Genomic DNA, 23,396 nt, shown 5'->3' with positions numbered 1-23,396 from the left:
CTCACGACGCATGCGCCGCCAGAGCGAAATGACTTGAGTATGGTCTGCGCCGAGTAGGTGTCTCCGGCAATATACGCAATGACGTAGCGCCTTGCCTCACGATCTGAGCCGGACGCACCTGCGAAGATGAGGCCGAATTCGGTGTAATAAGCGGGTAGGCGCTGCAACCTGTTGTGAGATAACCAGAGAAGGCGCCTGACCATTGGAACTGCGACGCCGAGTACTGCGTATTGGTGCCGGTGCTGGCGCGCTGAACTGGAGCAAATATCGTTACGCCGTTCACGTCAACGATTGTGCCGAGCGGCTGATAACTAACCAGGGGCCCCACTACGTGGCCTTGACTGTCGAAGACCTTGAGGGTCCTGTGGTCGCCGCGTTCCCCGCTCTCCTTGCCGCCTCTGCCGGTTGCATCGTAGCCATGCGACGAGGTGACAAGTCCCAGTGCAAGGAAAGCGGCCACAAGCGAATTGCGCATTATGCGTCTCCCGTCATCATTGCCTGCTTCGTTGCACCGGCCTTTGCGTTTCGTACATGATCGCATGCAGCATTGGGCCAAAAAACGATCGCTGTGGATGCAAGTAAGCGGGCCGCGGCATGACCAGAATAGGTGCTGTGCGAGTCACAGGCAAGAAGCTTTCATGGCTATCCAGCAGCGTCAGTCCGAGGTGTGCACGGACCGCGCTGACATCGTGCGGACGGGCTAAACAACAGCATGGCGCATGCATCCGCGAAGCGACAGCCCGCACCGCGTTCAGCGGAAGATACGGTGTCATCGTGCAGATACAAGATCTTCTTGTGAGTGGGCTAACTTATCACCAACGGCCCCGCGTCACCGACTTCAATGGAAGCTAGCCAAGCGCGCCCCCGTCCGGTCGTCGCCGCTCGCGCCGTGCGATTTGCAGTGTCGCGTTGCAACTGCGCCGCATGGCCGGCGCGGCCCGCAAATGCCGATACGTCAATTCGATATCGATAGAAATTGGAAGGCCGCGAGCGCGCCGGGCGTTAGCATGAGCATCCTTCTCATTCTGTGTTCGGGGTCATTCAGGCGATGTCCAAACTTCCCCGCTTCGGCGTGTGGGCGCTCGTGCATGGCAGCCGTGCGGCGCTGCAGGATCCCGCGGAGCCGTACGACGCATCGTGGTCGCGCAACAAGGCGCTCGTCCTCGAGGCCGAGCGCCTCGGCTACGACTCGGTGCTCGTCGCGCAGCACACCATCAATCCGCACGATCCTTCGCTCGAACAGCTGGAGGCCTGGACCGCATCGGCTGCATTGGCCGCGCTTACGTCGCGCATCGAGATCATCGCCGCTATCAAGCCCTATCTCTATCATCCGGTGGTGCTCGCAAAAATGGCGCAGCAGATCGAGCACATCAGCGGCGGACGTTTCGCGATCAATCTCGTCAACGCTTGGAATCGGCCGGAACTCGAGCGCGCCGGCATCGGCTTTGCGGAGCATGACGAGCGCTACGCGTACGGCCGCGAATGGATCACGGTCGTCGATGCGTTGCTGCGCGGCGAAACCGTCAAGCATCGCGGCGACAACTTCCGCATCGACGATTATCAATTGCGTCCGGCCGATCCGTTCCGCGCGCGGCCGCGCATCTATGTGGGCGGCGAATCGGAGCCGGCGCGCTCGCTGGTGGCGGCGCATGGCGAGGTGTGGTTAATCAACGGGCAGCCGCACGACGACGTCGCGCGTCTCGTCGCGGACGTCTCCCGGCGCGCGCGTCCAGCGGGGTACGACGCGTTGCGCTTCGGCTTGTCGGCCTTCGTGATCGCGCGCGAGACCCAGCGCGACGCGCACGCTCATCTGGCGCACCTGTTCGCATTGGCCGAGCTCGACAAGCCGCTGCGCGAGCGGCAAAAGGTCAATACCGATCCAAACGCGGTGATGCACCAGACCTTCGCCCGCTCGGCACGGGTCGGCTCGAACGGCGGCACGGCCGCGGGCCTCGTCGGCGATTACGATACGGTCGCGCGGCGCATCGTGGACTTGCACCGCGCCGGCATCGAACTGTTCATGCTGCAGTTCCAGCCTTTCGAGGCCGACATGGGTCGTTTTGCCGAGGAAGTGCTGCCGCGCGTTCGCCGCCTGCTGGACTGAACGCATAGCTGATCGACAGTCGAACGTCAGCCCGTCGCGACGCGTCGCGCGGGCGGGTGGCCCTGTCGCGCACGCTCAGAAGAACGCGCCGGTAGGCGGCAGCTGGCCGGTCAGCAGATGCTGTCCGAGCAGGCGTTCCTTGTAGAGCCGCGGATTGTGCGACGCGATGACCTTGATGTTGCGCCAGTGCCGGTCGAGCGCGCCGATACGTGAGACCACCGAGCCGGAGCCGAGATCGATCAGCCAGCTTGCGATCTGCGGGGCGAGCTCGTCGATGACGACCTTGGCTTCGGACGCCACCAGCGTGGCGGCGAGCGTTGCATAGTACTCGTCGCCCGTACCGTAAGCGTCCCATGCTCGCTGGAGGGCAGCGACGGCGCGGTCAGCGGTTGCCTCGACGCTCGCCGCATACGCCCGGATGCGGCCGAGTTGCGACTGCAGTACCGGTTCGTCGGCCGGATGCGCGGCTTCGCCGTGGTAGAAGTTGCGTGCCCGCGTGCGCAGCACGTCGACGGCATCCAGCGCGACTCGCCGCACGATGCCCGCGATGCAGTTGGTCAGATAGATCTGATGGAACGTGAATCCCCACGGCGCAGCGTCGCCGGACCTTGGCGAGTCCGCCGGATAAACGTGCGCTGCGGGCACCGTCACGTCGCGGAAGCGGGCCGTGCCGGAGCCGGTGAGCTGCTGACCGAAGCCGTGCCAGTCGTCGTCGTTGCTGACGCCGGCGCCTCGGTCCAGCACGTACTGCACGGTTCGTCCCGCGCGGCTCTCCACCGCCAGACCGGTGAACGCGTCGTTATACAGATTGCCCGTCGCGTAGACATTCGCGCCCGAGCCGACGTAAAGCTCGCGCGAAGCGTCCCATTCGAGCCGGCTCAACACGCGAGTCGGACGCGCGCCGGCAGCGGTGACATCGCTGTCCGTAAAGCTCAGGCCGACGGTCTTGTTCTGCGCGGTCAGTGTCAACACGTGTGCATGAAACGGATTGTCCGGGTTTCTCAGCGCGGCTTCGACCTGCCACAGATGATTGCGGAACGCATGGGCGATGTTGGAATCGGCTGCCGCCACGTCGCGAGCGACGACGAAAAGGCCGCCGAGCGACACCCCCTGGCCTCGCGCATCGGACGGCAGGCGCAACGCGCCAAAGCCGAGCGCCTTCAGTTGCGCGATTTCGTCGTGGGGCAGGCGATGCTCGCGTTCGCGCGCCGCGGAACCCGCGGCGATATCGGTGATGATCGGCCCGAAGCCGAGGCTCGCGCTCAGCGGCGAGACCCACTGCGCTCGCCCCGTTTCCTTGCTGCTATTCGTATCAGTCATGCGCGTGCCCGTCGTCAAACCCTGATGCTGTGGTCCGCGACCTTGATGCGCGAACTGATGATCTTGCGCTCCGCGAGCCAGTCGGCAGCGCGCTGGAACTGCGCCATAAAGGCGGCGTCGTCTGCCTCGTGGAACTGATTCACGCGTTTCAGGCCAGCCAGATAGTCGCGCACCTGATCGGGATACTTGCCCTCGCGCTGCACGAGCTGCTCGGCTTCGGCCGAATGCGCCGACTGCCATGCTCCTTCGACGTAGTACGCATCGATCACCGCGCGGATCAGCTCGGCGTTTTCCTCGGTGAACTTGCGGCGCGTGACGAGCGAGCTGTAGTCGATCAGGAACTCCAGGTCGCGGCCTTCGTTGAAGATGTCTTTCGCGTCGTTCGAGAAGCGGGCGATGTCCACGCCCGGCGACCACATCGACCATGCGTCGACCCTGCCTTGCGCGAAAGCCGGCGCGGCATCGGGCGGATTCAGATAGACGAACTGCACTTCGTCGCGGTCGATGCGATGTTTCTCCAGCGCCGCAATAAGCAGGAATTCACCGAGTCCGGAGCGGTTGACCGCGACCTTGCGGCCCCCCAGATCCGCCACCGAGTCGATGCCGCTCGACTTCTTTGCGATGATGGCCGTCGAGCGCGGCGAATAGATGTCGAACGCATTGAAGACGATCGGGGAGCCGGCCAGCATCGCGGCAAGCGCGGGCGTCGTCGAACCCCAGAAGCCAAAGTCCGCGCTGCCGCCGACGACCGCCTGAATCGACGGCGCATGGTTCGGGAACGGCCCGATCCATTCGACCTTGATGCCTCTCGCGGCCAGCGTCTTTTCGAATACGCCGCGTTGCTTCGCGATGTCGGGCAGGCTGCCGTAGCCCCAGCCGATTCGTACGGTATCGGTGTTGCGCGTCAGCTTGCGTGGCTCGGCTGCCCGCGTCGGAACAAGGCCACCGGCGGCAACCCCGGCCAGTAGGCCGCCCGCCGCGCGCAGCATCTGGCGGCGGCTCAACAATGCATCGTTCATCCTTTCAGGTCCTTCGCTTTTACGGGAAATGGGTCAGTGAGATCGAACGCCGAGCGCTTCGAGCAGGACGGGCCGCAGCTCGCGGGCGTGGTCGTGCGGCCGGAACGAGGCCGCGATGCGTCCGTCGCGCATGACGAGGATCTGGTCGGCAAGGGTCAGCGCTTCGTCGACGGCGTGCGTCACGATGAGTACGCCCGGCTGGTGCAGCGCGACGAGTTCCTTGACGAGTCCGTGCATCTTGATGCGGGTGAGCGCGTCGAGCGCTGCGAAGGGCTCGTCGAGCAGCAGCAGCGCGGGATCCGATAGGAGCGCCCGCGCCAGCGCGACGCGCTGAGCCTGACCGCCCGACAGGTTGCGCGGCCAGTCGTCGTCACGGCCGGCGAGTCCGACTTCGGCCAGCGCACGCGCGGCGCCGTGGCGGCCGATCGTCGTTTCGTGACCGAGCGCGACGTTTTCCCACAACGTCGCCCAAGGCAGCAGACGGGGCTCCTGGAACACCACGGACGGGCGCTGCGGCGCGCGGATTTGCCCCGCGTCGGGCCGATCGAGGCCGGCCAGCGCGCGCAGTAGCGTGGTCTTGCCGCAGCCGCTTTCACCGAGCAGCGCGACGAATTCGCCCTTGCGAATGTCGAGGTCGAGCGCGTCGATCACGACCCGGCTACCATAGCGTCGTTGCAGTCCACGCACCGATACGGCCAGCGCGGGCGCGCCGAGCGGTTCGTCAGCGGGCGCTGCGCCGGCCTGAGCGCGGGATACGGCGATGCTCTCCATCACGTGCGCGCTCCGTTGCTGTAGTTCGCGTGCCATGACAGAAAGCGGGATTCGAGCAGGCGCACGAGCGTATCCGCGACGACACCGACGAGCGCGTAGATGATCATCGTGAGCACAATGACTTTCGTGTTGAGGAACTCGCGCGCGTCCATCGCGAGGAAGCCGATGCCTCTGGTCGTCGCGAGCGTTTCGGCGATGACCAGCGCGAGCCACGCATGCGCGAGCGCATAGCGCACTCCGGTGAGAATCGACGGCATCGCGCCCGGCAGAATGATTCGCCGCACGATAGCGGTTCGCGCGAGTCCGATGACCCGCGCAAGCTCCATGAGCTTCGGGTCGATCTGACGGATCCCGAGCATCGTATTGATGTAAATCGGAAAAAGAACCGCCAGCGCGACCAGGAATATCTTCGCGAACTCGCCGACGCCGAACCAGACGATCACGAGCGGCAGCATCGCAAGGAACGGAATGGCACGCACCATCTGGATCGGGCGGTCGAGCAGCGCCTGCGCGAGCAGCGAAAAGCCGACCACGATGCCGAGCGCGATGCCGAGCGCGCCTCCGATGACGAAGCCTCCCGCGGCACGCAGCAGTGACACACCGAGATGAATGAAGAGTTCGCCGTTTTGGGCCATGTCGACGGCTGTTTCCAGGACGCTGGTCGGGGCAGGCAGCACCTGCGGTGCGATCAGTCCGACGCGCGCCGCGCTTTCCCATAGCAGCAGGACTACCACGGGAATCGTCCACGAGAGCCACCTGTACAGCGTGGCCTGCGATACGCCCGCGGGGGAAGGTTGCAAAGCGACATAGCGGTTGCGGATAGAAGTCAGGTCGGCCATGTCATTTCCATATCGGCTGTGAAGGACGAACTGGTGCGGTGACGAGCACAAGCAGTCCATCGATGCGAGGTGTCGTCGCTTCGTATCGGAAGTTGTCTTTGTGATCCACGCGCGTTCGACACGCCAGGCGGTGAGGTCCCGCCGAGCGGTCGTGCACGCTGCGTATCGCCGCGTGCGATTGCCTGCATTGGATGCGCCGCAATCGCGAGCTAGCTATTAAAAGCTGTGACGCGACGCCATGACAAACGCTTTTTTGTGCTTTTCTATCCAGCAAGCGCGCGGCAAGCATTGCAGAAAGTGTTGGACAGCTTGTTTCGATGGCCGAAGCTGTGCGTGGCCTTATCGCTATCGCGTGGACACCGGTTGACCTATCGTTGCGGGGTCAGTCGGGCGTGGCAGCGAGCTCTGACGGCCGCGCGCCAGGAGCGGTCTCGCTATCATCGTCGGGCCGCGTTTTCGGCATGAACACCGCGAAAAACACGAGCGCAAATCCGCTGATCACAGCCAGCGTCAGGAAGCCCGACGCGAAGCCGAACTTCTCGACGACATAGTCACCCGTGACATGACTGAGCGCCGCGCCGACACCCACCGCAAGCGCCATCAGACCTTGAGCGAGGTTGACCGTCCCATTAACGGCTTGCTGCTAAGTGGCGCGAGCACGTTCTCACGATTCGCCCCGGTGACGCTCGCGCTTCGCGGGAAGGGCGCCTGCGATGAACGACACAGCGACGCCCGTTTCAAGCCGCGAGCGCCCGCCGCCCGATCGACCACCCATTGACTGCCAGAAACACGAGCAGCGTCGCGCCGAAGATGCACTGACGTCCCGCCTCGCCGATCTGCAGCGCGGTCAGCAAACTGGTCAGCGCAGTGATAAACAGCGCGGCGATCGCGACCGCGATGTAATCGCCGCGTCCGCCGCCCAGCGACACGCCGCCGATCACCGCGACCACGACGCTGGTCAGCACATAGCCGCTGCCGAGTCCGAGAAACGCCTGGCCGACGTAGCCCACCAGTAGCACGCCGGTCAGCGCGGCAATCATCGCGCTCGCCATATAGGCCGCGATGCGCACGGTTCGCACGCGAGTGCCGGTGAGCAGGGCGGCGGTTGGATTCGCGCCGGTCGCCATCAGGCGGCGGCCCCATGCCGAGCGATCCAGAAACCACCACACCACCGTTCCGGCGACGAGCCACAACACGGCGATGCTCGGCACGCCGGCCACGCTGCGTCCGGCGAGCGCAACCAGGGTCGGACTGGCCGCGGTATTCACGTGCATCAGCGACGACCACACGATCAAACCGCCGTCGACCAGACTCGCCATCGCGAGCGTCATCACCAGCGGCGGCACCTTGAATACGGTGATCCCGCAACCGTTGATCACACCGACCAGCGCGCCGCACAACGCCGCCGCCACGAACGCAAGCGGCAAGCCGACTGGCAAACCCGCGGGCGCAAGCTCGATCACGGCCGCGCCGATGATTCCGCCCAACGTGGCCGCAGCGCCGACCGACAGATCGAGCCCCTGGCCGCCGGCCATCATCACGAGCGTCTGCGAGATGCCGAACAGGCCAAGGAAGGTTGCAATCTTCAACTGGTTGGCCAACTGGTCCGCATTCGTAAAGCCGGGCACCGCCCATTGTCCAGCGGCCATCACGAGGACGACGAGCACCAGCAGCAACGTGCGTCGGGAACTCAGCGTCGCGCTCATGCCGGTCTCCTCGCGCCGATGAAGGTACAGCCGAGCGCGAGCAGAATGACCGCGCCCTTGAACACTTCCTGGTAGTTGCTGGGAATGCCCGCGAAGTAGACGACATTGCCGATCAGCACGAGCACCAGCGCGCCGCAGATCGCGCCGAGCATCGAGCCGCGTCCGCCCGCCAGCGAAATGCCGCCGATCACGACCGCTGCCACCGAATTCAACGTGTACGGCAAGCCGAGGCGCGCATCGCCCGACGAGGTCTGCGCGGAGATGCAAAGCGCCGCGCCGAACACGAACAGCCACGCGAGTACGTAGCCGAGCAACTTGACGAGCCGCGTATCGACGCCGGACTTGAATACCGCATCCGGCGAGCTACCGGTCGCGATCAAACGGCGCCCGAACCGGTGACGTTGCAGCACCGCCCACAACGCCCACGCGGCGAGCACCGGAATCGCCGCGAGCGGGAACACGCCGACGCGCATCGCGAACCAGTCGCCCAGTATCTCCGGCACCGCGCCGCCGGGCTGCGGCATCAGCAGCAGTGCGCCGCCGAACCAGATCGCGCCGGTCGCGAACGTCGCGATCAGCGCGCTTTGCCGCAGGTAGCCGACCAGCAAGCCGTTGCAGACGCCCGCCGCAAGCGCGATGGCGAGCGCCGCGATGCAGGTGCTCGCCGTACCCCAGCCGGCTAGCGACGGCACCGCGGCGAGCACGCAATTGATCAGCGAGATCCCGGCGCCCACCGAAAGATCGAGCTCGCCGAGCAGCACGATCACCGCCTGCGCCATGCAGACCAGAATCACGGGCGCCGCGTTTTGCAGATTGCTGGACAGCGAATCGGCGCTGAAAAAGTCAGGCTGAAGATACGCATTGGCCGCGACCACGATCAGCAGCATCACCACGCCGGGCAGTGCGCTACTGTTGCGTGACCTGAGCGCGTGGATGCATCGACGGATGCTCGGGGCGGGCTGCTCGCGCGCGGGTTCGAGTTGTTCGGTCAGGCCGGCTTTCATGCGGCGCTCCTGCCGAACAGCGCGCTGGTGACGCGGGCTTCGTTCATGTCGGGTCCTTCCAGTTGTGCGACCACGCGGCCTTCGTACATCACGATCAGGCGGTCGCAAACGGCGAGCAGCTCATCGGTGTCGGATGCGTAGACGATCGCGGCGGCGCCCGCTTCGGTCAGCGCGCCGATTGCTTCGTAGATCTCCTTGCGCGCGATCACGTCGACGCCCTTGGTCGGATCGCTCAGCAGCAACACCTTGATTTGCCGGTCGAGCCAGCGGCCTATCACCACTTTTTGCTGATTGCCGCCCGACAGCGCGCGCACCGGTTGCCGCGCATCGGAAGTCTTGATCTGCAGACGCTTGACGGCAAAGTCGACGAAGTGGCGGATCGACGCAGCGCGCAAACGCCACGGCTGGCGCTGAAAATTGGTCGCGACCTGCGCGAGATTGAACTCGACGGAATGATCGAGCCATAGTCCCTGCCGATGACGATCGTTCGGTACCAGACACACGCCCGCGTCGATCATCTGACGCGGCGAGCGCACCGCGATCGGCGCACCGTCGAGCGTGACCACGCCACCGTCGAGCTTGCGATATCCGGCGAGCGCATCGAGCAGTTCTTCCTGCCCGTGTCCTTGCAATCCGGCCACGCCGAGTATTTCGCCTTGCCGCAGTTCGAAGTCCACGCCGCGCAGGCGAGCGCCGGCACGCAGTCCGCGCGCGCTCAGCGCGATACGGCCGCTGTCGTGCGCGACGCTAGCGGTACTCGCGGTACTCGCGGCACTCGCGGCACTCGCGGCGTTCATGCGCGAACCGGCTTGCGAATGCTGGCGGCCGGCGGCATTTTCACCGTGCCTATCCGCACCCGCGCTGCCGCCCATCCATGCGAGCACGCGAGCTTCGTCGAGCTTGCCTTGCACCCGCAGTTCGCCGGCATGCCTGCCGTTGCACAACACCATCACACGATCGCATAGCGCCTGAATTTCGGCCATCCGATGCGAGATGAACACGATCGCGGTGCCGCGCGCCGCCAGTGCGCGGATCACGCGCATCAGGCTGTCGACTTCGGCGGCGGCGAGCGCGGCCGTAGGTTCGTCGAAGATGAGCACGCGCGGTTCGAGCGCCAGCGCCTTGGCTATTTCGACGAGTTGCTGATCCGCGACGCTCAGCCGCCCGGCGGGCATATCGAGATCCCAGCCCGCACGCAGGCTCGACAGTAATTGCGCCGCCCGCTGCCTTGCAGCCGTGCAATTCAGAAAGCGCGCACGCCCGCACATTTCCGCGCCGAGAAACACGTTCTCCCAGACAGGTAGATCGGGCGCGAGCCCCGGATGCTGATGCGCGATCGCAATGCCGGCCACGCGAGCCGCACGCGGCTCGCCCGGCGCGAGCGGGCGCGAGTCGAGCGAAAGCGTGCCCGCGTCGGGCCGATTGTCGCCGGCCAGAATGCTCGACAGCGTCGACTTGCCCGAGCCGTTCGCGCCGAGCAAGCCGAGCACTTCCCCGGCGTTCACTTCGATGCTGACGTTATCGAGCGCGACGACGCCGCCATAGCGCCGCGTGATGCCGTTGGCAGTCAGTAAAGGCATGCTGGTTCCGTCAGGGCGTAAAGAGCGCGTCGAGTTCCGGCTCGCTCAACCATTGCCCCAGAAAATAGCTGTCGGGCTTGCCGTTCATCGACGCCAGCGTGGCGTCGAGCGTGTCGGCCGTGACCGTCTTCGTGATCGGGAAGTAGTAGGTGTTATCCGGCAGCGGCTTGAGCTTGTGTCCCTGCGCGAGCCGCACCGCGATGCCGAGCGCGGTCCGGCTGATGTCGGGCGGATTCACCTGCACGAACACCTTCATCGGATTGCCCGCGTCGCGCTGCTTCTTCCATTCTTCGAGGAAGCCTTTCTGCGCTTCGCCGGTCATCACCGCGACCCGCCGGTTCGCGTTCTCGAACGCGCGCAGCACGCCGAGCGCCATCGCGTCTTCGGTGAAGACCGCGTCGATCTTCGGTTGTGCGGCGATCACGGTCGCCATCACCGCCTGCGCCTTCGCTTCGTCCCACTCGCCGTAACCGGACCACACCACCTTGATGCCAGGATACTTCGCGAAGGTATCGAGCGCTGCTTTCTTGCGCGCTTCCGCTGCCGGATGACCGGGAATGCCGTCGAGGACCACGACATTGCCCTTGCCGTTCAATTGCTGCACGATCCACTCGGCGTAGCGCTGGCCCCACTTGTAGTGATCGACGGTGACGTTCACCGCGTATTTGTTCGATACCGCCTGATCGAACGAAACGACCGGAATCTTGCTGCGCTGCGCTTCGGTGATCACGCCGTTCAACGCGGTGGCCGAATTCGCGTCGACCATGATCGCGCCGGTTTTCTGGCGGATCATGTTGCGCATATCCTGGATCTGCTGGCCCGTATTCGCGCCGGATTGCTGGACCACCAGATTGTCCGCCCAGCCCTTGGACTTGTAGATCTGAAACTGTTCCTTCGCGCCGTCGACCATCTGGTTGCGCCACTCGGTGCCGAAATAACCGTTCGATAAGCCGATATCCGGCGCGGCGGCCCATGCCGACGCGCACATGAAGCTCGCCGCGCAAGCGGCGAGCAGAGCAAGCGATTTCATCCCGCCTCCTGTCCCGTGAACCATGGTTACTGTTTTAGCTTGTGGTAGCCGCGCCGACGTGCCCACCGCTCAGTGGACCGGCGCGTGAGTCGTCTGCGCGACGCCGGCATCGGCCGGCAACGGCGCGCCCGCATGCATCTCGCCGCGCGGCGGCACCACGTCGTGCGAAGTCTTGAAGATCTCGCCGTCCTTCATTACCAGCGTGATTTTTTGCGGGTCCTGCAGCACGGCGAGGTCTTTGAGCGGGTCGCCATTGACAAGCAGGATGTCGGCCAGATATCCGTCGCGGATCTGGCCGAGTTCGTGCGGCCGCATCATCAGTTCGCCGCCATATCGGGTGGCCGACAGCAGCACTTCCATCGGCGTCATGCCGATGTAATTCACGAAGTATTCGAGGTCCCGCGCATTGGTGCCGTGCGGCATCCATGCGAAGCCGTAGTCGCCGCCGGGCAGGATGCGAATGCCGCGCTTATGCATCTTCTGCAGCGTGATCGCCGCGGTTTCGAGTTCGCGTTTGTAGCCCATCTTTGTCGCGGCCGCTTCGCTGATGCCCCACGGTTCGGCGTGATAAAGCGTGCTGATCAGCCAGCCGATTCCCGGCGCGACAAAGTGTTTGTCCTTGTTCGCTTCGAGCATGTCGAGTGCTTCTTCGTCCGCGAAGCTCGCGTGGAAGATGAGTTCCAGCCCGTGCCGCACGCATTGCTTGACCGACTCGCTCGAACGCGCATGCGCGGCGACGCGCTTGCCCGCGCGTTTGGCCTCGGCCGCAAGCATCGCGATTTCTTCTTCGGAGAACGGCGACGATTCGGCCGAAATCCCGGCAATGTACTCGCCGGACAGGTTGATCTTCAGATGATCGACCCCGTACTTGACGAACATGCGCGTCGTCGCGCGCATCTCTTCGGGACCGCTCACCACCGCGCCGAAGTTCAGTTCCTTGAACGGCATGTGCGGCAGCGTGTTGTCGGCGAGGCCGCCGAGTATCGTGATCTCCTGGCTGCCGGCCAGATAGCGCGGGCCGGGGAACTCGCCCGCGTTCACCGCGTTGCGCAGCACGACGTCGAGCCGCGGCTTCGCGGCCGCCGCGCCGAGCGCCGAAGTCCAGCCCATCTCCAGGTAGCGTTTGGCGACCCGCACGCACCACAGCATGTGCTCCTCCGGCGGCATGAACTGGATCGCCGACAACGAAGGCTGATCGTTCCATGAGAAATGCGTGTGCGCTTCCGTCATGCCGGGCATCAGGAACGCGCCCTTGCCGTCGATCCGCTGCGCGTGCGGCGCGCTGACCGGCTCGCCTTCGCGTGCTACTTTGGCGATGCGTTGCCCTTCGACGAGAACTTCGCCTTTGAAGGGTTGCGCGCCGCTGCCATCGAAAACCGTTACGTTCGTGAATACGATCGAGCTCATATGTCTCCTCCAGGCGGGCGGACTGCGACTCGCGCGCAGCTCGCCCCAAGGTTGTATTTCGCTAAAGACCGACCACCCGCTTATCCTCGTTGGGCATTCCTCGTATCAGCGGGCGGCGTGGTAGAACGCCTCCAATTCAGCTTGCGATTCCGCGGGCTTTTCGAACGTCGTCCAGTGTCCGCAGCCGCTCAATACGACGACCTTTGCGCCGGCGATGCGCTCGCCCATCGCCCGCACGGCGTCGGGCTTGCCCACGCCGTCCTGATCGCCGGTGACGAGCAGGGTGGGCACCTTGATCTGTTCGACCGGCGCGGCCTGCGCACCAGCCAACGCTTCGCAGCTTTGCGCGTAGCCTTCCGGCGACTGGCGCATCACGCTCTCGCGTACCAGCGCGAGCGTGACCGGGCGCTGTGCCTTGGTCTCGTCGCTCGTCGCGCCTTTCACGATCGCGTCGGCGATTTCCTGCAAGCCGGCGACGCCCTTGTCGCGCGCGAGCGCCGCGCGCTGACGCATGCCGTCGCGGCCGGCATCGGGCGGCGCGAGCAGCGGGCCGAACAGTGCGAGGCTTTTCACCAGTTGCGGATGCTTGATCGCGAGATGCTGCGCGACGACGGTGCCCATCGAATGCGCGACCACGTCCGCCTGTTCGATCTTCATCTCGCGCAGCGCGGCGGCGATCACGTCCACATAAACGTCGATCGACAGCTTCTGCGCCGGCAGTTCCGAGCGCGCGCTGCCCGGCAGGTCGATGCGAATCACCTGCTTGCCCTCGAATGCGCCGAGCACCGGCGTCCAGTTATTCGACGAGCCGCCGAGACCGTGAATGCACACGACGGGCGCGCCGTCGCCTTGCGTTTCGATATAAAGACCCTGGATCAGCGTTGTTGCCATTTATGCCACCTCGTTTTCAAGGATGCCGACGCGCGGAATTTCCATTCGCACGACGTCGCCGGATTGCAGGAAGCGCGGAGGATTGAAGCCGATGCCGACGCCGGCGGGCGTGCCGGTTGCAATCACGTCGCCCGGTTGCAGTTCGATGCCGGCCGAAATGGTTTCGATCAGCGTGGGGATGTCGAAGATCAGATGCCGGGAGTTCGACGATTGGCGCAGCTCGCCGTTGACCCAGCAGCGCACGTCGATGTCGTCGGCCTCGAGTTCGTCGGCGGTGACCAGGTACGGGCCCATCGGGCAGAAGCCGTCGAGCGATTTGCCGAGGAACCACTGGCGGTGCAGCTTCTGCAGATCGCGCGCGGTCATGTCGTTGATCAGCGTGTAGCCGAACACGTGCGCGAGTGCATCCTCCTTGCGAATAGCGCGGCCCGCTTTGCCGATCACGACACCGATCTCCGCCTCGTAGTCGAGCTGCTGTGTGACCGACGCATGACGCGGAATCTTGTCGCCGGGGCCGATCACCGCGGTTGCGGGTTTGGTGAAGACGACCGGTGCCTCGGGAATGTGTTCGCCGGCCTGTGCGCTCTTGTCGAAGCCGGATTTGCTGAATTCTTCGGCATGGTCGTGATAATTCTTGCCCACGCAGAAGATGTTGCGGCGCGGCTCGTCGATCGGCGCCAACACCGTGACGCCGCTCAACGGCCGGCCGTCGCGCTTCGGCGCCAGCGCGTTCTTGATCGACGGATATTGATGTACCAATTGGATCATATCGCCGCGAAAACCGTCGCTCAATTCCGCTGCGGGCCAATACTGCTGCCGCTCGGGATCCACTACCGCAATAGTTTTGACGCCGTTCACCAGTAAATTTGCCAATTTCATGTCGAGCCCTTAATCTAGGTCCAGTTGGTGAGGATTTGTGCCACTGTAGGACCAAATGCGACCGAGACCAACTAGGGTTAACCAAGAAAATATACCAATTGGTTCTTTGGAAGAGGCTTCACCGGCAAGGGAAGAAAGTCATGGGCGACGTTGAAACCGGCAAGATTTCAGTGAGAGCGGAGGGCGCGCGTGCGCTCGCGAGCTATCTGGAGGAAGCCATCCGCACCGGGCGGTTGCGAGAGGGCGTCAAGCTCCCCGCCGAGCGCGAATTTAGCGAGGAATTCGGCGCGTCACGCGGTGCGGTGCGGCGGGTGCTGGCCGATCTGAAGGGGCGCGGACTCATCACGCAGGTGGTCGGAAGCGGCACGTTCGTGCTGCCGCAGAAAGGCACGGCCCCGGTGGCCGCGCATGTCGAAGCGCGGACCGCGCATTCCGCGCATTCCGCACACACCGCGCAGACGTCGCACGAAGTCGTGCAGACGAGTCCCGCCGAGCTGATGGAAGCGCGTCTGCTCATCGAACCGCTGATGCCTGGGTTGATCGTGCGCTATGCGACGGCAGCGGATTTCGCGCGCATGATCGAATGCATCGAGCGTTCGGAAGCTGCTTGGAGCATCGAAGAGTTCGAGAAGTGGGATGGCGAATTGCACAAGACATTCGCGCTGGCCACGCACAATAGTTTCTTTCTGCGCGTGCTGGAACTGACCAACGAAGTGCGCGAGCAGGGCGAATGGGGCCGGCTCAAACGCAAATCGCTCACGCCCGAGCGGCGCGCCGAATATGAGGCGCAGCATCGCGCGATCGTCGATGCGCTGCGCGACCGCGACGCCGATCTTGCGTGCGAATTGCTGGCGGGCCACTTGAAGCAGATCCGGCACAACCTGTTTGGCGGATAAGCGTCGTTGGATCTGCGGCATCGACGCAACGCGTTGGTTGCTTCGAGGCCCGTGCGTGCAGGCGCGCCACGGGCGAGGGACGAGCCGCGCAGCCAGCCACGTGGCGCCCTTGTCGATAGCGGCGTCTGCCGCGGAGGCGGGTTGACAGGCGCGATCCGTCATAGTTTGCAAGCCGGGCGGTCAGCCCAGTCACTCAGTCGGTCAGTCAGGCGCCCCGTCGGAAGCGATCTGAACGTGCAACGATACGTTGGTACGGTAAATGCTCCACTCCGTGCGGCATTTACCGCGCGCCGGCAGCAGGGCAGGGCCGCCGGGCCGGGCGAAGACCGCTACCGCTACCCGACCCACCTGGACACTGGCCCATGCGACTAATCCTGAGCCTCCTGGCAATCATTGCAATTTTTCCGGCGACGGCATCCGCCTACGCACTGGACGATCAGCTGTCTTGCACCGGAACCGCGCACGACTTCGTGAATAGTCTCGTCAACGAGCGGTCGATCGAGACGCCCGCCATGCATGTCGAGGCGAACTCCGTCAACGCGTTTCGCCCGGCCCACGACGCGGTGCTCACGGCATTCGGCTTGCGTGTACGTGCGGTCTTTGGCTACGAGCCCGATGATCCACTTTTCAAGACCGGTGGAAGCAAGTCTCCATCCGGGCCGACTTACGGCGTGGTCGTGTTTGGATCGGCCGATGCGGTCAAGCGCCGGCTCGCCGAAGCCGGCAGTGCGGCCATCGTGCATCCGGTGATTCCGCTCGTGTTGACAGCCGTCGTATGTCGGGGGTGATCGAACATGCGCTGGCGGATTGAGCGCGGCGACGCGACACCTGCCGCCAGACGCGTCGATTCATACAGCGGCAACGGCGGCATCTGATTCAGAACAGCCCGAAGTCGTCATTGCTGTCGGGAATCGCCTCGAGCAGATGCGTTAGCGCGCGCCAGCCGAGCAGGCTCACAAGCGTCATCGCGACAGGCAGCCAGCGCCCGGCACCATCGCTCAGACCGCTTTGCCGCATCGAGCGGGTTGCCGGTGTTACCGGCGTTCGTAACGTCCGGCGAGCCGGGCATGACCGCAATGGGCAGGTGCGCATGCTGTCTCCGTATTGAATTGTCCGCTGTCCCGCTGGGGGATTCGTGCACGGGCTATCAGACCCGCTCAGGCCGTCGATCAATCGCGCGTGGTTCGGCGCGCCGTGACTTCAGCGCCGCGCACGCGCGGCAACAACTCCGCCAGCGCCTCCTTCAAAGTCGTCGTGCCGAAGCGTCGCTCGCTGACGGCCGCTTCGACGTCGATACGGCCCGCGTTGTGCGCGTCGTACAGATCGGCGATCAAACTCGCATGCCGCTCACCGAGCCCGGCGCTGTGCAGCAGCGCGTTCCAGTCAGCGCGCGGCACTTCCCAGCCCACGACCGGCCGTCCCGCGAGTTGTTCGAGTGTGTGCGCCACGTCGAGCGCGCTGACCCGCTGCGCTGCCTCGATACTGACGATGCGCGGCGTCGTGCGCGATGGCCGCGCGTCGAGCAGCAGCTCGGCCGCGAGCTCGCCGACATCCCGCGCGGCGACGCTCGGGTACAGCTTGTCGAGCGGATGATGCAGGCTCGGCAGCACGCCTCGCTCGAGCGCGGCCGGCAGCACGCGCGCCCAGTTGTGCATGTGCTCGGCGGCTCGCAGAAAGGTCAGCGACGAATCGAGCGGACGCAGTTGCGCTTCGAAGTAGTGAAATAGCGTCGTGATGCCGGTGCCATCCGGGTGTTCGGCGCCGTAGTCGGACAGCGCCAGCAGCTGTGGCGGGGCAGCGTCGCGTAACGCGGCGACGCTGGCGTCGATCGTGCGCTGCATCGCGGCGGCCGGATCGTCGTGCGCGCGCGGCACCGGACACAGCAACTGCACGGCCTGCGCGCCGTTGATTGCGCGCGCGACCGCTTCCGTATCGTTCAGATCGGCGAGCACGACGTCGCAGCCGATGGCCGCGAGCGCTTCACCTTGCTTTGCGTCGCGAACGACCGCGCGCACCTCGCGGCCCGCGCGACGCAGCGCGCTCGCAGTTGCGTGACCCACATGGCCTGCTGCGCCAAAAATAACGTACATCGCTGTGCTCCATTGGATCGATATGGGCTCGATCGTACGGACGTGCGGCGGACAAAGCGCGCAGATGCGGATGACGTTGCGCAGATCCGGATGACTGGCGCAGCGTCAGCGAACCCGCCAAAAACACCGCACAATGCACGGATTTCGTCGCCACTTTGGAGACCTGCGATGAACGCCGTCACACCGATCCCCGCGCCCGCGGCGCACGCAGGTTCGCGCATTGTCCTGCGCTCGAGCCGTGCGCTAGGCTGGCAACAGTTCGGCGCTGAACTGGTCAGTGTGTCCGCTGGTTTGCACCGGCTGCCCGCGTTCGCGCATCACCGCGTGGGCGTGCATGTCGGTGCGCCGGTGATGGCGCGCTGCCTGTGCGATGCACGCCGCCTGTCGCGGATTCAGGCGCACGGCGACGCCGACGTGATTCCCGCGGGACTCGAAGGCCAATGGACCGATGACGCCGCCTGCACCATTTTTAGCGTGTGGTTCGCCGACGCATTTGCGCAGCGGACCGTCGAGCAACTGGCGCTGAAATCGTCCGATGCGCAATGGCGCCCGCGCTTCCAGATGCGCGATCCGCGCTTTCAGCACCTCGCATGGGCGCTGCAGGCGGAACTCGAAGCAGACGAAGCCTCCGATCCGCTTTATGCCGAAAGCCTTTGCACGGCGATGATCGTGCGGCTGGTCGGCGGCTTGCCGGAGTCCGGCAACGCGCGGCGCACCCTCGCGCCCCGCACGGCGGCGCGCGTGATCGAATTTATCGACGCGCATCTGGACCAGCGTCTGACGCTCGACGAACTCGCCGCGCAGGCGCATCTGAGCGTGCCGCATTTCAAGGCGCTGTTTCGCGAGACGCTCGGCGTACCGGTGCATCAGTACGTGGTGCGGCGAAGGGTGGAGCGCGCGAAGGCGCTATTGCTGGAAGGCCGGCTCAGCGCGAGCCGGATTGCGCTCGATACCGGCTTTGCGCACCAGAGCCATATGGCTCACTGGATCGGGCGTTTGCTCGGCGTGACGCCGCGCGAGCTGCGCGGCGCCGGACGCGACCCGGGCGGGTCAGCGCAGCTTCGGGACGCCGGGCAGTGACGCCGCAGCGCGCGCGCCCATCAGCCGGGCGTCGTCGCGGTCAACTGCGCATAAACATCATGCGCGAGCTGCAACAGCTCCTTGCGATCGATACCGCCCGACACTGCATAGCCGAAATCGCCGTCGATCCAGTAGAACACATTGACCGGCCCCGACTGATACAGCTTGAATGCGGTCGTGTTCGCGTTCTCGCGCCGATGCGAGATGCACAGCGTCACTCGCTCGCCGTTCGGTCCACGGTACATGAACTGCGCGGTCGGGCCGTCGGCGCCGGGCAGCAGGCGGCCGCCCGACAGCGTGAAGCCGCTTTTCGACAGCATCGGCGGATGCACCTGGGTGCCGAGCCGTTTCGCGAGCCACTGAACGAAATCCTGTTCGTGCTCGGCGCTCATGTCGCTCGGCCGGTCGACCGCCGGCATGTAGACCACGTGCGCAACCGCCGCCTGGCGCGCGAAACCCTCGGCGCTGTCCGCGCTGACCGCACGCATATCCGTGTGATCGAGCGCGACCGGCGGGATCAGATCGCTGCGGTGCATGCCGATGCCGACACCGAGCACCAACGCCGCCGCGATCGCGCCGCACTGCGCCGCGTAGCGCGGCCAGTTCGCGGCGTTCGGCAAGCGGCGCGGCGCCGGCGCTCGCAGTCGTTTCGGCACGGGTTCGCTGAGCACACGGTCGTAGCGCTCATGGAACATGCTGTTGAGCGAAAAGTAATCGCTGACGCGCACGGCCAGCTCCGGGTTCTGTTCCAGCGCGCGTTCCACCTCTGCACGGCGCTCGCCGGATAGCGTGCCATCCACGTACGCGTGCAGGTCTTCTTCGCCGATCGGCATTTGCGGCTCGCTCATCGCACCACCTGTAATTTCGCACCGGGCTGGCTACCCGCCATCAATGCGCGCAGCCGCTCGCGGCCGCGCGAGAGCCGCGACATCACCGTGCCAATCGGGATGTTCAGCGCAAGCGCGACATCGGCATAGCTCATTTCCTCGAGACCGACCAGCAGTACCACCTCGCGCTGTTCGAGCGGCAGCCGTTGCAATGCGTAATCGAGGTCGCGCATTTCCAGCGAGCGGGTCTGGGACGACGGCACCGCGAACTCGCTTTCGGCGATGCTGTCGTCGTCGACCGCGACATGGACCGCGCGCGCCGACGCCTTGCGCGCCTGATTCGCGAACACGTTGTGCATGATCGTGAACAGCCACGCGCGCAGATCGGTGCCCGGCTGGAACAGGCCGGTGCGGCCGAGCGCGCGTTCGAGCGTGTCTTGCACGAGGTCGTCGGCGAGCTCGCGATTGTTGATCAGCGCGCGCGCATAGCGCCGCAGACGCGGCACATGCTCCATCAGCTCGTCACGGACGTCCATGGCGGGTCCGGGTTCGGGGGCTTGGGGTCGGCATCGGAGTCACTCGGTTAGATATCGTTGGTGCGCCGCGCCGTTTTGTGGTTGCGCGCGGCGCCCCACGCATTCGACCTGTAAACAGCTGTGTGCGAAGTTTATTCCAGCGGATTGCGCGTGGCTGACGTTAGCTTCGCGTGGCGCTGCATTGCGCGGGCAGGGGCGGGCGTCGCGGGCCGTCGGACGTTCAACGTGGCGCTCGTCGCGCGTTGATCGGGCGTTAGTGTGCATGAGTGTGCATGAGCGTCGATCAGCGCGCGGTCATCGCGTCGGCCGCGCGCATCAGGCCGTGCGTGCGCGCGTTGCCCGCGACGGTGAAGCGCTGCCGCCGCGCGGTCCATGTCAACAGCCGTATTTCGCCGATCCGGCGCGCGGCCCACTGCGGCTGCTCGCGCGCAAACGGCGCCGCGGCCGTCAGCAGCACAACCGGTTGCTGGTCGCCGTTCAGATAGACGAATTCGTTCGCGCGCTGCAATGGACTGAGCTGCAGCACACGTCGCTCGACCACACGCATGCCGATCGCGCTCAGGTCCGGTGCGGACGCCTCCGCGCGTGTCGGCGACGCGGCCGAAAAGCCTCGCGCGCCCGCTTCGGCCAGCGCCATCACCGCCGCGTTGTCGAGCGCCTCGCCGGACACCTGGGCTGCCGCGAGCCAGCCGCTGACGATCGCGAGCGCCAGCACGAGCGCCGCGAGCACGTTGAGCGTTCGGCGCGCCGGGCGCGCCGCTCCCATGCGGGAGAGCGGCTGGCGCGAGCCGCCGGCGCGCTGCGGCGCGGGCTCGTCGGTAGCCTGAAACGCCGCCTGGATCTGCGCGTTGAGCTTGTCGTAAAACGCGACGCGCCGTGCTTCCGCCGGATGCTTGCTCAGATAGTCGCGCAGCGCCGCCGCGCGCTCGGGCGTCAGCGTGCCGTCGGCATAGGCCTGAATGTCGGCTTCGGAAAGCGGCGGGCCGTGCCGGTTGTCGGTCGAGGTCATGGCAGTGATGCGAATGTGGCGTGGGGGGACAGCTATCGGAGGGTGAACACCGCTGCTTGCGCAGATATTCCACCCGATCCGCGAATGCTTGCGACGCGCGGCCGGACACGTATTGATCAGCGAGCGCGAATGCAGGCAAACCGCGCCGCACGGGCATTTATTCCGCGTCGCGACGATCTTTTTTACGCCGCGAAAACGCAGGAATAAACGGCGCCGGCCTGTGGTTCTCCTTGATGCGAACCCGCACAAACTGTCCCAGGAGTCGATCATGAAGAAGCTTTCGTTTGCCGTTTTGTCGTTCGTCGTGCTTGCCGTTTCGTCGAGCGCTTTTGCCGAGGGCAAGACGCGTGCGCAGGTGTACCAGGAACTGATCGAAGCGCAGCAGAACGGCCTCGATTACATCACCGATGCATCGTACCCGGACGTCAATCCCGCGTTCGTGCGTCAGGTCGAGCAGCGCAAGCAGGCGCGCGCCGCCGAAGCGGCCGCCGCCGCGAGCCGCGTCGCCAATGCCACCGCCCCGGGCGTGGGCGCTCATTGAACAGGCCGTTCAGGCAGTCCCGGCAACCGGCTCGCGCATCGAAGGGGCGCGCCGGTGCCGCACGGAATAGATCGTCGCGCGGCGTGTTCGCCGTTGCATCGACCCATCCAGCAAGGAGTTCTCGTGACACAACCCTTCGTTCCCCATCCTGAATCCGGGCCCCGGCCGCTCTGCATGCCGTGCCGCCTTGCCGCGATCGGCGCGGCGGTTGTCGCGCTCGCGGGCGGTTTCGCCTATACGGCCGGCTGGCTCACGCCCGCGCGGCTAAGCGCGCCGCGCATCGTCAATACGTTCGAGGCGGTGGCGGGCCAGCATCCCGGCTATCGGCGCAATCACGCAAAAGGGCTGTGCGTCGAAGGCTATTTCGACAGCAATGGCAACGGCGCGGCGCTTTCCCGCGCGGCCGTGTTCGCGCCGGGGCGCACACCGGTGTCCGGACGCTTCGCGGTGCCAGGCGGCAATCCGTCGGCGCCGGATACGAGCTCGCCGGTGCGCAGTTTAGCGTTGCAATTCAATCTGGCTGACGGCGAGCAATGGCGCACCGGAATGAATTCGACGCCGGTGTTCGCGGTGCATACACCCGCGCAGTTCTATCAGCAACTGCTGGCCGCCAGGCCTGACCCCGCGACCGGCAAACCGGATCCGGCAAAACTGAAGGCCTTCTACGCGGCCCATCCAGAAACGCAGCCGTTCCAGCGCTGGGTGAAAGCGCATCCGCCGTCGTCGAGCCTCGCGAACGCCGCGTACTACGGGATCAACGCGTTTCTGTTCACCGACGCGGGCGGCACGACCCGCGCGGTGCGCTGGGCCGTCGAGCCCGAGACGCCATACATGCCGATCACCGCGGCGCAGCAGGCCGAAAAGAATTTCCTCGCCGCCGATCTCAACCAGCGTCTGCAACAGGGACCGTTGCGTTGGCATCTGATCCTGAACGTCGCGCAACCGGACGATCCGCTCGACGACGCCACGTTGCAATGGCCCGGCGATCGCCAGCGCGTCGATGCGGGCACGCTGGTGATCGAGCGCGCGACGTCACAGGAAACCGGCGAGTGCCGCGACATCAATTTCGATCCGACGATTCTGCCTGCGGGCATCGCGCCGTCGAACGACCCGCTGCTGGCCGCGCGCTCGGCCGCGTATGCGCTGTCGTTCAAGCGCCGCACGCGCGAGGAAGCGCTGGATCCCGGTCTGCATCGAACGCAGACGAAGCGGCCGCAACAGGGGCAGCAGCAAGGAGAGCATTCATGACGCGCGCGCGCACTCATTTCAGTCCGCTCGCGCGGCTGCTGCATTGGACGATGGCACCGCTGATCGTCGCGATGCTGTTCATCGGCGTGGGGATGGTCGCAACGGTGTCGCGCGCGCATGACACGTTGCTCGCGCTGCATCGGCCGCTCGGCTTTGCGTTGCTGCTGCTCGCGGGGTTGCGGCTCGCGGTGCGTATCACGCGTGGCGCGCCGCCGTTGCCGGAAAACATGTCGAACGCGCAACGCATCGCGGCCAAGGGCTCGCACATCGTGCTGTACGCGCTGATGGTGGCGATGCCGCTGATCGGCTGGGCGATGGTGTCCGCGGCGGGTTATCCGGTCACGCTGGCCGGTTCGCTGCATCTGCCGCCGATCGCGCCGCACGACGCCGCGCTGTTCGCGCTGCTGCGCGCGCTGCATACCTGGCTGGCGTTCGCGCTGTTCGCGACCGTGCTGCTGCATCTCGCGGCGGCGCTGTTGCATGCGCTGATTCTGCGCGATGGCGTGTGGGCGAGCATGACCCGCGGCGGGCGCGGATAGTGGGCGGCCCGCGTTCGCGTTTGCCCGCCGCCCGCGGCCAGCGATCGGCACAGCGGCTTGCGGCCAACGCGTAAAATAGC

At 65.5% G+C, this 23,396-nt stretch carries 24 protein-coding genes; 7 read left to right on the top strand and 17 right to left on the bottom strand.

What is annotated here, in order from left to right; all coding sequences use genetic code 11:
• The first annotated feature begins 1,048 nt into the window (after positions 1–1,048).
• Complete coding sequence (locus VGH68_RS27210) at positions 1,049–2,104, top strand: LLM class flavin-dependent oxidoreductase (protein ID WP_331606824.1); 1,056 nt, start codon at positions 1,049–1,051, stop codon at positions 2,102–2,104.
• Positions 2,105–2,179: 75 nt separating this feature from the next.
• Here the strand turns inward: VGH68_RS27210 and VGH68_RS27205 are convergent, their stop codons facing one another.
• The 12 genes from VGH68_RS27205 to VGH68_RS27150 form a co-directional block, all read right to left on the bottom strand.
• Positions 2,180–3,424: an acyl-CoA dehydrogenase gene (locus VGH68_RS27205; protein WP_331606823.1), complete on the bottom strand. Its 1,245-nt coding sequence runs from the start codon at positions 3,422–3,424 to the stop codon at positions 2,180–2,182.
• Positions 3,425–3,438: 14 nt separating this feature from the next.
• A complete protein-coding gene (locus tag VGH68_RS27200; protein WP_331606822.1) occupies positions 3,439–4,443 on the bottom strand; it encodes an NrtA/SsuA/CpmA family ABC transporter substrate-binding protein in 1,005 nt (334 codons plus the stop codon).
• Positions 4,444–4,476: 33 nt separating this feature from the next.
• Positions 4,477–5,214, bottom strand: coding sequence for an ABC transporter ATP-binding protein (locus VGH68_RS27195; RefSeq protein WP_331606821.1), 738 nt, complete (start codon positions 5,212–5,214; stop codon positions 4,477–4,479).
• Positions 5,214–6,053 (bottom strand): ABC transporter permease subunit, encoded by an 840-nt coding sequence (locus VGH68_RS27190; protein WP_331606820.1) that lies wholly within the window; start codon positions 6,051–6,053, stop codon positions 5,214–5,216. The genes VGH68_RS27195 and VGH68_RS27190 overlap by 1 nt, the downstream gene beginning before the upstream one ends.
• Before the next feature lie 382 nt (positions 6,054–6,435).
• Complete coding sequence (locus VGH68_RS27185) at positions 6,436–6,654, bottom strand: hypothetical protein (protein ID WP_331606819.1); 219 nt, start codon at positions 6,652–6,654, stop codon at positions 6,436–6,438.
• Between the two features lie 136 nt (positions 6,655–6,790).
• Positions 6,791–7,759 (bottom strand): ABC transporter permease, encoded by a 969-nt coding sequence (locus VGH68_RS27180; protein ID WP_331606818.1) that lies wholly within the window; start codon positions 7,757–7,759, stop codon positions 6,791–6,793.
• Positions 7,756–8,763, bottom strand: coding sequence for an ABC transporter permease (locus VGH68_RS27175; protein WP_331606817.1), 1,008 nt, complete (start codon positions 8,761–8,763; stop codon positions 7,756–7,758). The genes VGH68_RS27180 and VGH68_RS27175 overlap by 4 nt, the downstream gene beginning before the upstream one ends.
• Entirely contained in the window at positions 8,760–10,343 is a 1,584-nt protein-coding gene (locus VGH68_RS27170; RefSeq protein WP_331606816.1) for a sugar ABC transporter ATP-binding protein, read from the bottom strand. The genes VGH68_RS27175 and VGH68_RS27170 overlap by 4 nt, the downstream gene beginning before the upstream one ends.
• Positions 10,344–10,353: 10 nt before the next feature.
• Positions 10,354–11,373: an ABC transporter substrate-binding protein gene (locus VGH68_RS27165; protein ID WP_331606815.1), complete on the bottom strand. Its 1,020-nt coding sequence runs from the start codon at positions 11,371–11,373 to the stop codon at positions 10,354–10,356.
• A gap of 69 nt (positions 11,374–11,442) precedes the next feature.
• Entirely contained in the window at positions 11,443–12,780 is a 1,338-nt protein-coding gene (locus VGH68_RS27160) for an amidohydrolase family protein (RefSeq protein WP_331606814.1), read from the bottom strand.
• A gap of 105 nt (positions 12,781–12,885) precedes the next feature.
• Positions 12,886–13,671: an alpha/beta fold hydrolase gene (locus VGH68_RS27155; RefSeq protein ID WP_331606813.1), complete on the bottom strand. Its 786-nt coding sequence runs from the start codon at positions 13,669–13,671 to the stop codon at positions 12,886–12,888.
• Complete coding sequence (locus VGH68_RS27150) at positions 13,672–14,550, bottom strand: fumarylacetoacetate hydrolase family protein (protein ID WP_331606812.1); 879 nt, start codon at positions 14,548–14,550, stop codon at positions 13,672–13,674.
• Between the two features lie 140 nt (positions 14,551–14,690).
• Here VGH68_RS27150 and VGH68_RS27145 point away from each other — a divergent pair, with 140 nt between their 5' ends.
• Together VGH68_RS27145 and VGH68_RS27140 are read left to right on the top strand one after the other, a co-directional pair.
• Positions 14,691–15,446 carry a FadR/GntR family transcriptional regulator gene (locus tag VGH68_RS27145; RefSeq protein ID WP_331606811.1) on the top strand — a complete coding sequence of 252 codons (756 nt, stop codon included), beginning with the start codon at positions 14,691–14,693 and terminating at the stop codon, positions 15,444–15,446.
• Positions 15,447–15,808: 362 nt separating this feature from the next.
• Entirely contained in the window at positions 15,809–16,234 is a 426-nt protein-coding gene (locus tag VGH68_RS27140) for a hypothetical protein (RefSeq protein ID WP_331606810.1), read from the top strand.
• 88 nt (positions 16,235–16,322) lie between these two features.
• Here VGH68_RS27140 and VGH68_RS27135 read toward each other — a convergent pair whose 3' ends face one another.
• Entirely contained in the window at positions 16,323–16,463 is a 141-nt protein-coding gene (locus VGH68_RS27135) for a hypothetical protein (RefSeq protein WP_331606809.1), read from the bottom strand.
• Between the two features lie 152 nt (positions 16,464–16,615).
• Positions 16,616–17,536 carry an NAD(P)H-binding protein gene (locus VGH68_RS27130; RefSeq protein ID WP_331606808.1) on the bottom strand — a complete coding sequence of 307 codons (921 nt, stop codon included), beginning with the start codon at positions 17,534–17,536 and terminating at the stop codon, positions 16,616–16,618.
• A 168-nt stretch (positions 17,537–17,704) separates the two neighbouring features.
• Here VGH68_RS27130 and VGH68_RS27125 point away from each other — a divergent pair, with 168 nt between their 5' ends.
• A complete protein-coding gene (locus VGH68_RS27125) occupies positions 17,705–18,616 on the top strand; it encodes an AraC family transcriptional regulator (RefSeq protein WP_331606807.1) in 912 nt (303 codons plus the stop codon).
• A gap of 20 nt (positions 18,617–18,636) precedes the next feature.
• Here the strand turns inward: VGH68_RS27125 and VGH68_RS27120 are convergent, their stop codons facing one another.
• From VGH68_RS27120 to VGH68_RS27110, 3 genes are all read right to left on the bottom strand, one after another.
• Positions 18,637–19,464 (bottom strand): anti-sigma factor, encoded by an 828-nt coding sequence (locus VGH68_RS27120; RefSeq protein WP_331606806.1) that lies wholly within the window; start codon positions 19,462–19,464, stop codon positions 18,637–18,639.
• Positions 19,461–19,979 carry a sigma-70 family RNA polymerase sigma factor gene (locus tag VGH68_RS27115; RefSeq protein WP_331606805.1) on the bottom strand — a complete coding sequence of 173 codons (519 nt, stop codon included), beginning with the start codon at positions 19,977–19,979 and terminating at the stop codon, positions 19,461–19,463. The genes VGH68_RS27120 and VGH68_RS27115 overlap by 4 nt, the downstream gene beginning before the upstream one ends.
• Positions 19,980–20,262: 283 nt before the next feature.
• On the bottom strand, positions 20,263–20,988 hold the full coding sequence (locus VGH68_RS27110; RefSeq protein WP_331606804.1) for a transcriptional regulator: 726 nt from the start codon (positions 20,986–20,988) through the stop codon (positions 20,263–20,265).
• A 268-nt stretch (positions 20,989–21,256) separates the two neighbouring features.
• Between VGH68_RS27110 and VGH68_RS27105 the strand changes: the two genes are divergently transcribed.
• From VGH68_RS27105 to VGH68_RS27095, 3 genes are all read left to right on the top strand, one after another.
• The gene (locus VGH68_RS27105; RefSeq protein ID WP_331606803.1) at positions 21,257–21,529 is read left to right on the top strand and encodes a DUF4148 domain-containing protein; all 273 of its coding nucleotides are present in this window, start codon (positions 21,257–21,259) and stop codon (positions 21,527–21,529) included.
• A 174-nt stretch (positions 21,530–21,703) separates the two neighbouring features.
• Entirely contained in the window at positions 21,704–22,777 is a 1,074-nt protein-coding gene (locus VGH68_RS27100) for a catalase family peroxidase (RefSeq protein WP_331606825.1), read from the top strand.
• Entirely contained in the window at positions 22,774–23,316 is a 543-nt protein-coding gene (locus tag VGH68_RS27095) for a cytochrome b (protein ID WP_331606802.1), read from the top strand. Before VGH68_RS27100 ends, VGH68_RS27095 begins: the two co-directional genes overlap by 4 nt.
• Positions 23,317–23,396 lie beyond the last annotated feature (80 nt).

The sequence above is a fragment of the Paraburkholderia sp. genome, assembly GCF_036488505.1.
GTDB lineage: Bacteria > Pseudomonadota > Gammaproteobacteria > Burkholderiales > Burkholderiaceae > Paraburkholderia.
The sequence above is the reverse complement of the archived record's forward strand: the minus strand, read 5'-3'. Positions and strand labels throughout refer to the sequence as shown.

Coding starts and splice junctions, on each gene's coding strand:
- VGH68_RS27210 (WP_331606824.1), top strand. CDS start 1,049: ATGTCCAAACTTCCCCGCTTCGGCGTGTGGGCGCTCGTGCATGGCAGC.
- VGH68_RS27205 (WP_331606823.1), bottom strand. CDS start 3,424: ATGACTGATACGAATAGCAGCAAGGAAACGGGGCGAGCGCAGTGGGTC.
- VGH68_RS27200 (WP_331606822.1), bottom strand. CDS start 4,443: ATGAACGATGCATTGTTGAGCCGCCGCCAGATGCTGCGCGCGGCGGGC.
- VGH68_RS27195 (WP_331606821.1), bottom strand. CDS start 5,214: ATGGAGAGCATCGCCGTATCCCGCGCTCAGGCCGGCGCAGCGCCCGCT.
- VGH68_RS27190 (WP_331606820.1), bottom strand. CDS start 6,053: ATGGCCGACCTGACTTCTATCCGCAACCGCTATGTCGCTTTGCAACCT.
- VGH68_RS27185 (WP_331606819.1), bottom strand. CDS start 6,654: ATGGCGCTTGCGGTGGGTGTCGGCGCGGCGCTCAGTCATGTCACGGGT.
- VGH68_RS27180 (WP_331606818.1), bottom strand. CDS start 7,759: ATGAGCGCGACGCTGAGTTCCCGACGCACGTTGCTGCTGGTGCTCGTC.
- VGH68_RS27175 (WP_331606817.1), bottom strand. CDS start 8,763: ATGAAAGCCGGCCTGACCGAACAACTCGAACCCGCGCGCGAGCAGCCC.
- VGH68_RS27170 (WP_331606816.1), bottom strand. CDS start 10,343: ATGCCTTTACTGACTGCCAACGGCATCACGCGGCGCTATGGCGGCGTC.
- VGH68_RS27165 (WP_331606815.1), bottom strand. CDS start 11,373: ATGAAATCGCTTGCTCTGCTCGCCGCTTGCGCGGCGAGCTTCATGTGC.
- VGH68_RS27160 (WP_331606814.1), bottom strand. CDS start 12,780: ATGAGCTCGATCGTATTCACGAACGTAACGGTTTTCGATGGCAGCGGC.
- VGH68_RS27155 (WP_331606813.1), bottom strand. CDS start 13,671: ATGGCAACAACGCTGATCCAGGGTCTTTATATCGAAACGCAAGGCGAC.
- VGH68_RS27150 (WP_331606812.1), bottom strand. CDS start 14,550: ATGAAATTGGCAAATTTACTGGTGAACGGCGTCAAAACTATTGCGGTA.
- VGH68_RS27145 (WP_331606811.1), top strand. CDS start 14,691: ATGGGCGACGTTGAAACCGGCAAGATTTCAGTGAGAGCGGAGGGCGCG.
- VGH68_RS27140 (WP_331606810.1), top strand. CDS start 15,809: ATGCGACTAATCCTGAGCCTCCTGGCAATCATTGCAATTTTTCCGGCG.
- VGH68_RS27135 (WP_331606809.1), bottom strand. CDS start 16,463: ATGCGGCAAAGCGGTCTGAGCGATGGTGCCGGGCGCTGGCTGCCTGTC.
- VGH68_RS27130 (WP_331606808.1), bottom strand. CDS start 17,536: ATGTACGTTATTTTTGGCGCAGCAGGCCATGTGGGTCACGCAACTGCG.
- VGH68_RS27125 (WP_331606807.1), top strand. CDS start 17,705: ATGAACGCCGTCACACCGATCCCCGCGCCCGCGGCGCACGCAGGTTCG.
- VGH68_RS27120 (WP_331606806.1), bottom strand. CDS start 19,464: ATGAGCGAGCCGCAAATGCCGATCGGCGAAGAAGACCTGCACGCGTAC.
- VGH68_RS27115 (WP_331606805.1), bottom strand. CDS start 19,979: ATGGACGTCCGTGACGAGCTGATGGAGCATGTGCCGCGTCTGCGGCGC.
- VGH68_RS27110 (WP_331606804.1), bottom strand. CDS start 20,988: ATGACCTCGACCGACAACCGGCACGGCCCGCCGCTTTCCGAAGCCGAC.
- VGH68_RS27105 (WP_331606803.1), top strand. CDS start 21,257: ATGAAGAAGCTTTCGTTTGCCGTTTTGTCGTTCGTCGTGCTTGCCGTT.
- VGH68_RS27100 (WP_331606825.1), top strand. CDS start 21,704: ATGCCGTGCCGCCTTGCCGCGATCGGCGCGGCGGTTGTCGCGCTCGCG.
- VGH68_RS27095 (WP_331606802.1), top strand. CDS start 22,774: ATGACGCGCGCGCGCACTCATTTCAGTCCGCTCGCGCGGCTGCTGCAT.